Source organism: Psychrobacter sp. H7-1 (genome assembly GCF_904846585.1).
GTDB classification, from domain to species: Bacteria; Pseudomonadota; Gammaproteobacteria; order Pseudomonadales; family Moraxellaceae; genus Psychrobacter; species Psychrobacter raelei.
The window spans coordinates 1-13,357 of the sequence record NZ_CAJHBH010000012.1 but is presented as its reverse complement, the minus strand read 5'-3'; the positions used below and the strand labels follow the sequence as shown (position 1 = coordinate 13,357).

Annotated in this window: 12 protein-coding genes; 6 read left to right on the top strand and 6 right to left on the bottom strand. The window is 43.4% G+C overall.

Annotation, left to right across the window (positions count from 1 at the left end):
• Positions 1-106: 106 nt before the first annotated feature.
• The 4 genes from JMX92_RS05580 to hflX form a co-directional block, all read right to left on the bottom strand.
• Complete coding sequence (locus tag JMX92_RS05580) at positions 107-952, bottom strand: lytic transglycosylase domain-containing protein (RefSeq protein WP_011961088.1); 846 nt, start codon at positions 950-952, stop codon at positions 107-109.
• 347 nt (positions 953-1,299) lie between these two features.
• Positions 1,300-2,004, bottom strand: a complete 705-nt coding sequence (locus tag JMX92_RS05575) for an LrgB family protein (RefSeq protein WP_413786859.1) — start codon at positions 2,002-2,004, stop codon at positions 1,300-1,302.
• Positions 2,005-2,015: 11 nt separating this feature from the next.
• Entirely contained in the window at positions 2,016-2,456 is a 441-nt protein-coding gene (locus tag JMX92_RS05570; RefSeq protein ID WP_011961086.1) for a CidA/LrgA family protein, read from the bottom strand.
• Positions 2,457-2,860: 404 nt separating this feature from the next.
• Positions 2,861-4,306, bottom strand: a complete 1,446-nt coding sequence (gene hflX, locus JMX92_RS05565; RefSeq protein ID WP_201544399.1) for a ribosome rescue GTPase HflX — start codon at positions 4,304-4,306, stop codon at positions 2,861-2,863.
• Between the two features lie 587 nt (positions 4,307-4,893).
• Here hflX and JMX92_RS05560 point away from each other — a divergent pair.
• On the top strand, positions 4,894-5,712 hold the full coding sequence (locus JMX92_RS05560) for a lysophospholipid acyltransferase family protein (RefSeq protein ID WP_110816899.1): 819 nt from the start codon (positions 4,894-4,896) through the stop codon (positions 5,710-5,712).
• A 330-nt stretch (positions 5,713-6,042) separates the two neighbouring features.
• Complete coding sequence (locus JMX92_RS05555; protein ID WP_155587538.1) at positions 6,043-6,915, top strand: lysophospholipid acyltransferase family protein; 873 nt, start codon at positions 6,043-6,045, stop codon at positions 6,913-6,915.
• 206 nt (positions 6,916-7,121) lie between these two features.
• On the opposite strand, the gene JMX92_RS05550 is transcribed toward JMX92_RS05555, so the two are convergent.
• The gene (locus tag JMX92_RS05550; RefSeq protein ID WP_201544396.1) at positions 7,122-8,162 is read right to left on the bottom strand and encodes an aldo/keto reductase; all 1,041 of its coding nucleotides are present in this window, start codon (positions 8,160-8,162) and stop codon (positions 7,122-7,124) included.
• A gap of 94 nt (positions 8,163-8,256) precedes the next feature.
• Positions 8,257-8,769, bottom strand: coding sequence for an FKBP-type peptidyl-prolyl cis-trans isomerase (locus tag JMX92_RS05545; RefSeq protein ID WP_011961081.1), 513 nt, complete (start codon positions 8,767-8,769; stop codon positions 8,257-8,259).
• Positions 8,770-9,366: 597 nt separating this feature from the next.
• Between JMX92_RS05545 and rpsL the strand changes: the two genes are divergently transcribed.
• The 4 genes from rpsL to JMX92_RS05525 form a co-directional block, all read left to right on the top strand.
• On the top strand, positions 9,367-9,741 hold the full coding sequence (gene rpsL / locus JMX92_RS05540) for a 30S ribosomal protein S12 (RefSeq protein ID WP_011961080.1): 375 nt from the start codon (positions 9,367-9,369) through the stop codon (positions 9,739-9,741).
• Positions 9,742-9,894: 153 nt separating this feature from the next.
• Positions 9,895-10,368, top strand: coding sequence for a 30S ribosomal protein S7 (rpsG, locus tag JMX92_RS05535; protein ID WP_011961079.1), 474 nt, complete (start codon positions 9,895-9,897; stop codon positions 10,366-10,368).
• 443 nt (positions 10,369-10,811) lie between these two features.
• Positions 10,812-12,941, top strand: a complete 2,130-nt coding sequence (gene fusA / locus JMX92_RS05530; RefSeq protein WP_201544395.1) for an elongation factor G — start codon at positions 10,812-10,814, stop codon at positions 12,939-12,941.
• A 295-nt stretch (positions 12,942-13,236) separates the two neighbouring features.
• On the top strand, positions 13,237-13,357 hold a 121-nt coding region (locus JMX92_RS05525; protein ID WP_227675269.1), incomplete at its 3' end, for a GTP-binding protein.

Below are 13,357 nucleotides of genomic sequence, written 5' to 3'. Positions count from 1 at the left end.
GCAAGCAAAAAAAGGACGCCTTAATATTAGGCGTCCTTTTTTTGTGACGTTTTAACGCATACATCTGGCTTAACTGATATATCTCATCAGGTAATGATGGGCGTGATTAACGTAAGGTGGTCTCAAACGATGCTTGAGTATATCCATTACTCGTGGTACCAAAGGAGGTAGCACCTGCACCATACGTAGCACGTTGAATGCCCACTTCTGAAGATACGGTAGTTGCACCAGCTCTAAATAAAGAGCTGTCATTTTTGTACAAAGTATTATAACGATTGAGCACTCTTTGAACGTAATTACGCGTCTCTCTAAACGGAGGCACACCGCCATATTTATCCACATTGCCTTCACCTGCATTATAGCCTGCTAAGATGTGCTCAATCTTGCCATTAAAGCGCTTACTTAACCAAGCCACATATTTGGCTGCGCCTTCAATATTCTCTGCAGGATTCCAAGCATTTATGACCGAAAAGCGGCGGGCAGTGGCTGGCATAAGCTGCATCAAGCCTTGAGCGCCAACAGGAGAACGGGCGTTGGGGTTAAAAGAGGATTCGGTATGCATCATGGCTTTTAATAGGCCAGGATCAATACCATTTCGATTGGCAGAGGCCAAAATATAATGGTCATAGGCATTGTTGCCTGAGCCAATAGTATTTAGGTTTGAGCTGCTGTTATTACTATTATTACTGTAATAACTAGGTGGATTAAGGGTTAGGGTATTGGATTGCATAAGGGTGTCAGTTTGCGACGCGGGGGCGTAAGTGACTTGTACCTTCTTGGCGAACTTACTGTTATCTGAAGGTTTTACATTGGTCAATAAAACCTGCCCTGAATCATCCTTGTAGACGTACATGTTGCCTGCATGAGCGCTCAATAAGGGAGAGGCGCATAATAACGTTGTGGCAACCAAACTGGCTGAACGAGCTAAAACTGTATTTAACAATTCAGTCATAAGTATTTTCACTTTTTAGAGGCTATATAATTTTTTATGGTAAGGCAGTAGGAAGGGGCAAGTGCTATATCAGACACTGCCTGCACTTAACTTTTAAGCAAGCCACTAAAACTTGCTTAATCCATAAACCTGCTTAATTCATAAGTTGATTACTGTTAATTACTAAGGTAAACATAAAATAAGCCAGCGTAATATAGCACTAATAAAATGTGATATCTAACGGTTAGTGGCTTTGGTATCTTATCAACAGCAGTTTAGAAAGAATAAGTAATATTGTTACTAAATATCTTCTGCTGTATAACTTGGCCTGATATTAGGGCGCGTTAACCCTCACTTTTTGAGCGTTTTTATAGTATAGCGGCTAAAAATATCGGTACCCATACCGCAGTGACTAAGCCATTTACCGCCAGTCCAAAGGCGGCATAGCGCCCAGCAGTATGGCTAATTTGCCACGCCTCTACCGTACCAAAGGCATGAGCTGCCAAACCCAGTGCCAAGCCTTTGGCTCGATCGTCTTGTACGTTTTTAAACAACACACGAGCCACAGCGCCACCAAGCAAACCAGAGACGATGATGATTAAGTTGGCTAAGGCCAAAGGTGCTTTAATAATTTCGGCCACACTTAGCCCAATAGGGGTGGTCACCGAACGCGTTGCGAAGGCTAAAATAGTATCGTGACTCAGTGAGAAGCCATAAGCCATAGACATAGGCAGTAGGGCACCTACCAAGCTTGCGATCACCACTATGATGCTAAGTTTTTTTACTGGTAAGCCAGAAAAATTCATCGTAGCTAAAGGAATGGCGAGTAGTACGGTCACATAGCCCAATAAATGATTAAAAACCGGCTTGGCCACAGCATAATAATGATCGTAATCCCAACTAAATAGATATAAAAATACCAGTACCAGTACCAAGGCTGTGATGACCATGGGCAGCCCTGAGATGCGCTTGGATAAGATACGTGCCATCACATGTGCCACTAAAGTGAGAACAAAAGCGGCAAGTACAGTCAACAATGTGGTGCCTTCAGGCATTTGATTGAGTAAAGTCATAGCTTGAGGCCTTATTTTGATTGAGTAGAAGAGGTGTTGGTATCGCTCTCATTAGAGCCTTCAGGCTGACGGCTTAACCAATAGTTGGCGAGTCGTGCCAAGCCCCACAAGGGCAGTAAGGTGCTCACTACCATGGTCACTATAATACCCAAAAGCTCATCACCAAGCCCAAACATTAACAGACCAGCACCAGCCGATACTGGCAAAAAAGCAAACCCACTATCCACCAACAATGTATTGCTGGCCGGAGTAAGCCACTCAGGTAGCCCCCGAGTAAAACGCCACAGCATTAGCAGCAAAAATAAAGTAATCAGCCCCACAATATTCGCTGCACTGGGATAGCCTAACATTTGACAGACCCATACTGAGCCTTCTCGAATACTAATGACGACCGCTAAGGTGAGTAAGATTGCCACAGGCAAGGGCAGTGTTTTTTTGACAGCAGAGGGCATGGCTCATCCTTTATTTTGGCTATGGCCTAATGTAGAGCAAGCTTACATAAGCAAGATACAGGCGCAACTATAAATTTTTGGCAAGGCGTAATATCCTGATATAGCTAATAAATGCTACTCAATGTTTAATTATAATACACCATTATTGCTGATGCACGACACGCTATCCTCGCGCCTTTAGTCTAAATTGATCACAGACAGCTATGTTAAATCTGAATCTATAAGCTCTGGCAGGGTTTGGTAAGCTTGAGGTTTGTGATCATATTTCGCCAAGATTTTGTATCAATGCTTTAATATTATTTAATATTGTTAGCCAGATTAATTGAATTTTTGACAAAAAAATAGGAGCCTAAAGGCTCCTATGTTGGATGTCATCATCACTCGGTCAAGATAAAATAAAAAGCTTAGCGCAGAATATCATCGTCTTCAGACCAATCGGCTACTGGCTCAAAATCAGGCGCCTCAAAGTCTGCCTCTAAATCCAGTAGGGCGGCTTTGGCTTCTTGATCGGCTTTTAGCTGTTTTTCAAAAGGCTCAAGAGTAGGTATCAGCAGCTGAGCTTGGTCTTTAGGCAGCACTGAGAGAGGATCAATATTGGCTTGACCCAACAATTGCTGCAACTTATCAGAGGGCAGACGTAGGGTAAGTACTTCATGGCCCTGCTCATCATAGCTTTCTTGTTCGACCACATCCAAGCGGTATAGCTCATTTTTTAGATTGCCGGCATTGAAGGGTAGGGTAATCTCAAACGTGTTGAGTTTACCGGTCAATAACTGCTGTACGGCAGTGTGCAGCATACTCATGCCAAGGTCAGCCTTAGCGGAGACATACACACGACTGGGCACGCCAGGACCACTATAGTTAATTTGTGCCGGCTCACCAGTGATATCAATCTTGTTGTAGACATTGAGCACAGGCACATGGTTATCAATTTCGCTCAATACCTCTTTTACTGCTTTGATTTGCTCATGCATGTCGGGGCTTGAAGAGTCAATCACATGTAATAACAAGTCAGCCTCTAGTGTCTCCTCCAAAGTTGCATGGAATGACTCTACCAACTCGTGCGGTAAATGACGCACGAAACCTACCGTATCGACCAAGACCACTCGGCCCACGCCTTGCCAGTCCATACGTCTTAAAGTAGGATCTAAGGTCGCAAAAAGCTGGTCAGCAGCATAAATATCCTCATCGACCAAGCGGTTAAATAAAGAGGACTTGCCGGCGTTGGTATAGCCCACCAATGAGATGGTCAATACATCTGATTTTTGACGCTTGGCTCGGCCTTGTGCTCGGGTCTGTTTGACTTTATCGAGGCGTGCTTTTAACTGAGACACTCGAATTTGTAGCAAGCGTCTATCGGTTTCAAGCTGGGTTTCACCTGGTCCGCGTAGACCAATCCCCCCTTTTTGACGCTCCAAATGGGTCCAGCCGCGTACTAGGCGGGTCGCCAAGTGGTTAAGCTGAGCCAATTCCACCTGCAATTTACCTTCATAAGTACGGGCACGCTGAGCGAAAATATCCAAAATTAGACCAGTACGATCTAAGACGCGGCATTGCAGCAAGGTCTCTAAGTTACGCTCTTGTGAAGGCGTCAAACTGTGGTTAAAAATAACAATATCTGCCTCAAGCGCTTGTACCTGCTCGGCAATCTCTTGTGCTTTACCACTACCAATAAAATACTTGGCATCCGGCTTCTGTCTTGACCCTGTGATGACCGCCAATTGCTGCGCACCTGCAGAGTCTACCAATAATTTAAATTCCTCTAAATCATCAGGGTCTGCGATTTGTCTAACCTCTAAGTGTACTAAGATGGCGCGTTCGCCACCTTCATGTCTACCAAAATAATCCAAAAATATTCACCTGTGTTGTCAATTTAAATGGTCTTGTTACCAAAATGGTTATTGTAACGAAAAGCTCGGTTGTTTGTTTATGCTGAGCTGTTTGTTAAAGCTGATTTGTTTGTGTAAAAAGTCACTTTAAAGAATCTAGCAGCCTAAGTGTCTGGTAGCCTATCTAGTAGCGTAAGTGTCTTGGCTTTTATTTACTGGGCTTACCGATGTCTATGTCATAACTACTGCGATTTTATAATGCGCTATAGACTATTAATGACGCTATTTGCTCCAAATTAAAAGGGGTAGTGCGCAAAATAATACAAATATCAGACCCAGCTTAAGTTATTGCTACAAAACCAGTGAACGATTGATTACTGATTGGGTTATATTTGCTATAATCTGCCTTCATCAAAATCCGCTAAGGTAGTTGCTTTAGCGAATCGATAAACTACCCAAATAGCCCAGCAGATAAGGATAGCTAAGCACACACAAAGTCTGGCGCATCAATACGGGTCTAATCAAGCTTTGAATAAACTATTTTCCTTTATAAATAAAAGCCATAGCATAATTCATAGGGCTAATCTAAGGTCATTAAAGGCACTATCATGAAATACACATCAAAATTGGGACAAGCGTTAAAGCAGACAGTGCAGCGCAATACCAAACGCAGTAAAACTGTGGTGGGCTTGGTAGATACTGTCATCGGTGGTTACCGAGCTGCTACCAAGATTGGCGCTTGGCGTGAGCCGCCACGTGACATATTACCTAAATATATCCAAGCATTTTGTCGCAAGTCAGCGCGTGCGCTGGGGGTAGAAATTGTAGAGGTTGAGCCACTACCCAAGACTCACGCGCTTTGGGTTTCAAACCACGTGTCTTGGATGGACATTCCGGTCATTGGTAGTGTCAGTCCCGCATTCTTCTTGTCTAAAGCAGAAGTTGAAAAGATGCCACTAATGGGACCGCTGGCAAGAGTGGCGGGGACTTTGTTTATTAACCGTGGCTCAGGCGATGCTTCAACGGTAGCAGAGCAGATGACGACCTTCTTAAAAAAAGGCTACTCGGTGGTGTTTTTCCCTGAAGCGACCACCACAGATGGCAAAAAAATAAAAAGAATACATGGCAAACTTTTGCAGTCTGCAATAGATGCCAATAAACCTGTACAGCCGGTGGTGCTGTGTTATGTCAATAGTAAAGGCGAGCTTGATGACACCGTACCTTATTATGGGGGTATCAGCCTTAAGCAGAGTCTGATGGGCGTAATAGATGGCGAAACAGTGACCGCTTATGTGTTGCCATTAGCTGAGTTAAGCACCACAGGCAAAACCCGTTCTCAGCTTACCGACGAGCTACAAAAGCATATGCAACAAGGTTTACAGGAGCTGCACAGCCGAGTGCTGACCCAGCAGCCTAAAGCCGATTAAGCTGAGAGTTGCACAATTATCCTGCCAACCTTGAAGACTAAAGTGAACAGTATAGAGCGTATGGTCAGATAAAGTGTGGTAGGATAATTATCACAAACCCCATCAAATTAAGTAAAAGTGTCACATAAAAAGTAGGCATAAAAGATATAGTATCTAGAAGATTAAAAGGCGTGACAGGTCAATTGATCAAGATTGTATTCATATATTTGTCTTCATATATTAAGTTACGGTAGGCGTTATGCTAACCTCTAACTTGAGCATTTAATGCGGGTATGATTGAGTATCAACATGACATCGTGCGCCATCCGAAAGATTTGAACAAGGACTTTTATGACCGACCACGCCTCACCGACACCAACCTCGCAAGACAAAATCTCTGGCCGAACCTTGCCACATCGCTTAAGAAAGCATAAGGTAAGCCAGCTGTTACCCAAGCCTGTGACCACTCAGTTTAAACGGGCACAGATACTCAAAGGCATGACCACCACTATGGTGAACGGCTATCGTGCCATTACCAAGATTGATGGCTGGAGCGGTGAGCCCAAGCGTGATAAGGTGCTGCGCTACAACCAGATATTTTGTGGCAAAATGGCAGAGGCCTTTAACATTAAAGTGGTGGCAGTTGAACCCATGCCGAACACTCAAGGCTTGTGGGCTGGCAATCATGTGTCTTGGATGGATATCCCCGTGATGGGCAGTGTGGTGCCCGCTTTTTTCTTATCAAAAGCAGAAGTTGAGTCTATGCCTGCTTTTGGCAACTTAGCCCGAGCTTGTGGTTCGCTATTTATCAAACGCGGCTCTGGGGATTCGGGTAAGGTAGCCGGTCAAATCACTGAGTTTTTGGAAAAAGGCCACTCGGTACTGTTTTATCCAGAGGGCACCACTACGGATGGTAGCCGTATCAAATCTTTGTATGGTAAATTGCTGCAAGCGGCGATAGATGCCAATAAGCCGGTACAGCCTTTGGTGGTTTGTTATGTGAACGCACAAGGTGAGCTGGATGATAAGATACCTTTTGTTGGAGATACCTCCTTTACCAAGAGCTTCTTAACGGTGATGGACTGTGAGCAGGTCACCGCCTACATTCTACCTCTTGATCCGATTAGCACCACAGATAAAAGCCGAGATGAGCTTACTGAGGAGCTATACCAGCATATGCAGCAAGGTTTGGAAACCCTAAAAGCTCGAGTACTCAAAGCTTAACGATAAATTGGCTTGACTGAAACTAAGTGACTGAAGCTAAGTGACTGAAGCTAATTCATTAAACCTCAGCTCAGTTAAGATGCTCAGTTAAATCAGTCGGTTCACTCAATAAGTAAGACCAATAAGTAAGACCAAACGCTGCATAATAAAAAAGCTCTCAATCACTGATTGAGGGCTTTTTTTGTGCCGCTATCGGTTTATGTTGCTTAGGGTGACGGGTTGGGCTGCTGAGTATGCACCGCCTCAATGGCCTGCAACACATCATCACTTAGCTCAATATCAATACTGTCAATATTAGACTTCAACTGCTCAATAGAGGTGGCACCAATGATATTACTGGTCACAAAATGACGGCTGTTCACGAAGGCTAAGGCCATTTGGGCCATATCTAGACCGGCATCTGTAGCGATACGCGCATATTGCTCAGTGGCCCACTTGGCTTCGTCATTGATGTAACGTTGGAAGCGGTCATACATGGTTAGACGTGCGCCCTCAGGCTGTTTACCGTCTAGGTATTTACCAGATAATACCCCAAAGCCAAGCGGTGAGTAGGCAAGCAGACCGACATTCTCACGATGGGCCACCTCTGCCAATCCAACCTCATATAAACGATTCAATAAGCTATAAGGGTTTTGGACTGTGATGGGGCCTTTTAAGCCATTTTTCTCAGCTTCCCACAAATAGCGCATAACGCCCCAAGCGGTATCGTTGGAGAGTCCCCAAGCTCTAATGCGGCCTTTTTTAATCTCGTCATTTAAGGCTTCGATGGTCTCTAAAAATGGAGTGAGCTGAGATAAATCTTGCTGCGCCATCTGTTCGGTATAGCCGCGGGTGCTAAAAAAGTTAGTCTGACGCTCAGGCCAATGTAGTTGGTACACATCGATATGATCGGTTTGCAACCGCTTTAAGTTGCCATCGATTGCGTCACTGATGTGTTTGGCATTAAAACGGGTTTGACCGTCGAGTAAGAAATCCATGGGAGAGATTTTACTGGCCAAAATCACCTCATTACGCTTTTTGGTCTTGGCAAACCAAGTGCCGATAAAACGCTCGGTATCCCCTTGTTTTTCTTTGGCAGGCGGTGAGGGATACATCTCTGCTGTATCCCAGAAGTTCACGCCTTCGCTTAATGCAAAGTCCATTTGTTGATGCGCCTGATCTTCGGTATTTTGCTGACCCCAAGTCATGGTGCCCAAGCAAATTTTGGAAACCTTGTCACCAAGTTGTGGGAGGGTGGTGTATTTCATAATCGATACCTTTTTCGTGGTTGTATGTTTTATTAGAGGTTTAGCTATACCTAAATAGGCCACATGATTGATGTCCTTATTTAGATCAGTTGCATCACATTAATTGCACGGCCACTTGACCTGGCGGAGTCACTTTAAATATCTGAACTTTAAACAGTAGCGATTGACCGGCTAAGGGATGGTTGAAATCCACTTCAACGTCTTCTTGGGTCACTTTGCTAATAACGCCTGGTAAGGTGTTTTTTCCCTTGTCCTCAAACTCAATCATCATACCCACTTCAGGATTGGCTTCAGTCAATGCAAATTGAGTGCGGCTAAAGGTCTGTACATTATCTTTGTTCCACTCGCCAAAAGCTTGCTCCGGCTCTAAATGCGCTGTACGGGTATCACCGGCACGCAAGTTATTAAGTACATTCTCAAAGCCTGGCAGTAAGCTTTCATCGCCTATGGTCAAACGTACCGGCTCTGGGCGGCTAAAGGTAGAGTCAATAACCGTTCCATTTTCTAAAGCCACCTCAAAGTGTAGCGCTACTTGGCTACCTTGGGTGATGCGGGTGTCTTGGTTTGGATTAATGAAATCTGCGGCGGTATTATTTGAATTACTCATGGGCAATCACTTATTTATCAGAGATGGGAGAAATTAAAAGAGTTGTGTACAGGGGCTTTATAATAAGGATATAAAGACTAAAGGGCTGATTAAAACGATGTGCTTAGTTTATCACAAACCATGAATCACATCGTAGTAGGCTAGGGTAAATGGCTGTGGTGCCAATCTTAAAATACTGGCTTTTTTGTAACGGTCTAAATAGCAGTATTCGATATGACTTCACGAGGCTGAAGTCATTGATATGAGTTGTTATGGCTGCAAAGTGGTCACCAATAGATCCAGATTTAGTATACAAGGTGAGTGGCACAAAAAACTTATATTACAGCTTAGCCCTTGAAAGTTATTAAAAGTGACCTAAAATAGGCAGCCTAACATTGATTTATTGTCCATTATAAGCGTCAATACGTACTTGAGTGTTTTACAATAAGTCTATATAATATAGTGTCCGAAAAATGGGTAAGCTATCGTAGCAGTTTTTAGGAAACAATAAGACGATAAGCTTCTTTTAGAGAAACTTAATGTTCTATTGGCTCCAAACCGTAGCGAGGGCTTAGTAACCCATTTTTTTGTATTTAATAAACGGGAGAAGGATGCCTTATGGCAACAACTAACCAATTGATTCGTAAGGGTCGTAAAGTATTAAAGGAAAAGTCTGGTGTTCCTGCTTTACAAGCGTGCCCACAACGCCGTGGTGTATGTACTCGCGTATATACTACCACTCCAAAAAAACCAAACTCAGCCATGCGTAAAGTATGCCGTGTACGCTTAACTTCAGGTTATGAAGTATCAAGCTACATCGGTGGTGAAGGCCATAACTTACAAGAGCACAGCGTTGTACTAATCCGTGGTGGTCGTGTTAAAGACTTACCAGGTGTACGTTACCACACTGTTCGCGGCGCACTTGACTGTGCAGGCGTTAAAGACCGTAAGCAAGGTCGCTCTAAATATGGTGCTAAAAAGCCTAAGGCTTAATTAGCAAATTACTAAATAACATGCATGGGCTTGGTGTCTCATCAATAGACATACCACCATGCAGTAAGGCTGGCTGGTAACCACTTAATTATTAACTCATATTTTATATATGGTTATGAATGCCAGACAACCCTGAAGACAAGGAAATTTATTATGCCAAGACGTCGCGTCGTCGCTACCCGTGAGATCCTACCGGATCCTAAATTTGGTAGCCAAACCATCGCTAAATTCATCAACCACGTAATGGTTGATGGCAAAAAATCTACCGCTGAACGTATTGTTTACGGTGCATTAGAGCAAGTTGCTGAGAAACGTAACATCGAAGATCCAGTTGCATTTTTCGAAGAAGTACTTGAAAACGTTCGCCCAATGGTTGAAGTGAAAGCTCGCCGTGTTGGTGGTGCAACCTATCAAGTTCCTATGGAAGTACGCCCCTCCCGTCGTACAGCTTTAGCGATGCGTTGGCTTGCCGATGCTGCTTCTAAGCGTTCTGAAAAATCAATGGCACACCGTCTAGCTGGTGAGCTAGGTGATGCTTCAGAAGGTAAAGGCAGTGCTGTTAAAAAGCGTGACGAAGTTCACCGCATGGCAGATGCTAACAAAGCATTCTCACACTACCGCTTCTAATTTTAGCGACAATGCTGCTTAATCATTGGCTTAAGTTCTCTATAAAGTGGGCTTAAGCCATCGTCAAAAGCAGTGCAATATACATTCAGAATTGGGCCATTAAGAACCTCGGTTAATAATGGCTTCCTGCAAGATAAGTAACAAAGTTACATAAATTATGGTTTGCTTTGGTGCCTAATTTGGTAAATTAGAGCAGACGATATGAGAAGTACCCGTTAAGTTTTTGATAAGTGCTGGTGAGTTGGGACAACTGCCTTAAAACACAGTCAGTTTTCTTCTAACTAATCGATGGCTCATCAATTGGTACACAGCAGACTGATGTTTATATGGCAATCAGTATTTGTATCATAAAAATGTCATCTTAAAAAGCTATTGTAGCCTCCTGCCTATCATCAACTCATAGAACGAAATAAATTATAAAGACATTCCATTAGGAAAAAATTATGGCACGTGCAACCCCCCTAAACCGATATCGTAATATTGGTATTTCAGCACACATTGATGCTGGTAAAACAACCACAACTGAACGTATCTTATTCTATACCGGTGTGAGCCACAAAATTGGTGAAACTCACGAAGGTTCAGCAACCATGGACTGGATGGAACAAGAACAAGAGCGTGGTATCACTATTACCTCAGCTGCGACCACTTGTTTCTGGTCAGGTATGGGTCAACAGTTCCCACAGCACCGCATCAACATCATTGACACCCCAGGCCACGTTGACTTCACAATTGAAGTAGAACGTTCAATGCGTGTACTTGATGGTGCATGTACGGTTTATTGTGCGGTTGGTGGTGTACAGCCTCAGTCTGAGACTGTATGGCGTCAGGCTAACAAATATAAAGTACCTCGTTTAGCGTTCGTTAACAAAATGGACCGCGTTGGTGCTGATTTCTACCGTGTTAAAGAACAAGTTAAAACTCGCCTAGGCGGTAACCCAGTTGCTATGGTTATCCCAATTGGTAAAGAAGATGACTTTGAAGGTGTTATTGACTTAATCACCATGAAAGCTATCTACTGGGATGTTGAATCTCTAGGTATGAAGTTTGAAGAGCGTGAGATTCCTGAAGAGCTTCAAGAAAAAGCTGAAGAGTATCGCAGTGAGCTTGTAGAAGTAGCTGCTGAAGCTAACGAAGACTTGATGAATAAGTACTTAGAAGGCGAAGAGCTAACTGAAGACGAAATTCATGCGGCTATCCGTCAGCGTACTATTAATAACGAAATCATTCCAATGTACTGTGGTACTGCCTTCAAAAACAAAGGCGTACAAAAGATGTTGGATGCCGTGATTCAATATATGCCAGCACCTCAAGACGTACCTGCTATTAAAGGTATCCTTGATGACAAAGCAGAAACTGAAGGCACTCGTGAAGCGTCTGATGATGCGCCATTTGCTGCCCTTGCGTTCAAAATCATGAACGACAAATTCGTTGGTAACTTAACCTTCGTACGTGTTTACTCAGGTGTTATCAAGCAAGGTGAGAGCGTTTATAACCCAGTTAAGATGAAGCGTGAGCGTATCGGTCGTATCGTACAGATGCATGCTGACTCACAGCAAGAGCTTGACGAAATCCGTGCCGGTGACATCGCTGCCCTAGTTGGTATGAAAGATGTTGGTACTGGTGACACGCTATGTGATGAAAAAGAAATCATTACTCTTGAGCGTATGGAATTCCCAGAGCCAGTAATCAGTCTAGCTGTTGAGCCTAAGACTAAAGCTGACCAAGAAAAAATGTCTATCGCTCTTGGCCGTTTGGCTAAAGAAGATCCTTCATTCCGTGTTCACACCGATGAAGAATCAGGTCAGACTATCATCAGTGGTATGGGTGAGCTTCACTTAGAAATCCTTGTTGACCGTATGAAGCGTGAATTCAAGGTTGAAGCTAACATCGGTGCACCACAAGTTGCTTACCGTGAAACTATCCGCGGTACAGTTGAGCAAGAAGGTAAGTTTGTTCGTCAGACAGGTGGTCGTGGTAAGTTCGGTCATGTGTGGTTAAAACTTGAGCCTCTAGATCTAGACTCAGGTGTTGATTACCAATTCGAAGAACAAGTAGTTGGTGGTGTTGTACCTAAAGAGTACCATGGCGCAGTTGATAAAGGTATTCAAGAGCGCATGAAGAACGGTATCCTTGCAGGTTACCCAATCGTTGGTGTTAAAGCGACATTATATGATGGTTCATATCATGATGTTGACTCTGACGAATTATCGTTCAAAATGGCCGGTTCTATTGCCTTCAAAAAAGGCTTCATGAACGCCAATCCAGTACTTCTTGAGCCTGTGATGAAAGTTGAAGTTGAGACTCCAGAAGAATACATGGGTGATATCATGGGTGACTTAAACCGTCGTCGTGGTATGGTTCAAGGTATGGACGATCTACCTGGTGGCACTAAACAAATCCGTGCTGAAGTACCATTAGCTGAAATGTTTGGCTATGCAACTAACGTACGTTCTATGTCTCAGGGCCGTGCAACATACTCAATGGAATTCCAAAAGTATGCTGAAACACCTAAGTCTGTAGCCGAAGAGATTATGAAGAAATTCTCTGGCAAGAATGATGACGAAGAGTAGTCTTTGTTAGTTAAGTAGAGGGTAGGGAGAAGGGTGACTCAGTCAGCCTTCTCTATAAGAAGTTTAGATGAAGACAGGCTTTACCATTCCTTAGGGGAATGGGTTGTAATTAGTTGATGAATTTATAACCAATTACGTATCAAGGGCTTGTCATTGACTAAGGTTTTCTTATATCATTTACCACTGACTTGATCACCATTTTCAAGAATATTATTATCTGACAGTAGATAAATAACCTTAAGTTATTGGTCCCATCTGTCTTAATTGAATTTAGAATTAATAAGAGGATACACTCATGGCAAAGGCCAAGTTCGAACGTAACAAGCCGCACGTAAACGTCGGTACCATCGGTCACGTTGACCACGGTAAAACCACTCTAACAGCTGCTATCGCAACTGTAGCTGCAAAAACTTTTG

What these genes read in the sequence shown, in the direction of transcription:
- JMX92_RS05570 (WP_011961086.1), bottom strand. Translation starts at nt 2,456, where the DNA reads ATGCCCTCTGCTGTCAAAAAAACACTGCCCTTGCCTGTGGCAATCTTA.
- JMX92_RS05555 (WP_155587538.1), top strand. Translation starts at nt 6,043, where the DNA reads ATGACCGACCACGCCTCACCGACACCAACCTCGCAAGACAAAATCTCT.
- JMX92_RS05550 (WP_201544396.1), bottom strand. Translation starts at nt 8,162, where the DNA reads ATGAAATACACCACCCTCCCACAACTTGGTGACAAGGTTTCCAAAATT.
- JMX92_RS05575 (WP_413786859.1), bottom strand. Translation starts at nt 2,004, where the DNA reads ATGACTTTACTCAATCAAATGCCTGAAGGCACCACATTGTTGACTGTA.
- fusA (WP_201544395.1), top strand. Translation starts at nt 10,812, where the DNA reads ATGGCACGTGCAACCCCCCTAAACCGATATCGTAATATTGGTATTTCA.
- JMX92_RS05560 (WP_110816899.1), top strand. Translation starts at nt 4,894, where the DNA reads ATGAAATACACATCAAAATTGGGACAAGCGTTAAAGCAGACAGTGCAG.
- rpsG (WP_011961079.1), top strand. Translation starts at nt 9,895, where the DNA reads ATGCCAAGACGTCGCGTCGTCGCTACCCGTGAGATCCTACCGGATCCT.
- JMX92_RS05545 (WP_011961081.1), bottom strand. Translation starts at nt 8,769, where the DNA reads ATGAGTAATTCAAATAATACCGCCGCAGATTTCATTAATCCAAACCAA.
- JMX92_RS05580 (WP_011961088.1), bottom strand. Translation starts at nt 952, where the DNA reads ATGACTGAATTGTTAAATACAGTTTTAGCTCGTTCAGCCAGTTTGGTT.
- rpsL (WP_011961080.1), top strand. Translation starts at nt 9,367, where the DNA reads ATGGCAACAACTAACCAATTGATTCGTAAGGGTCGTAAAGTATTAAAG.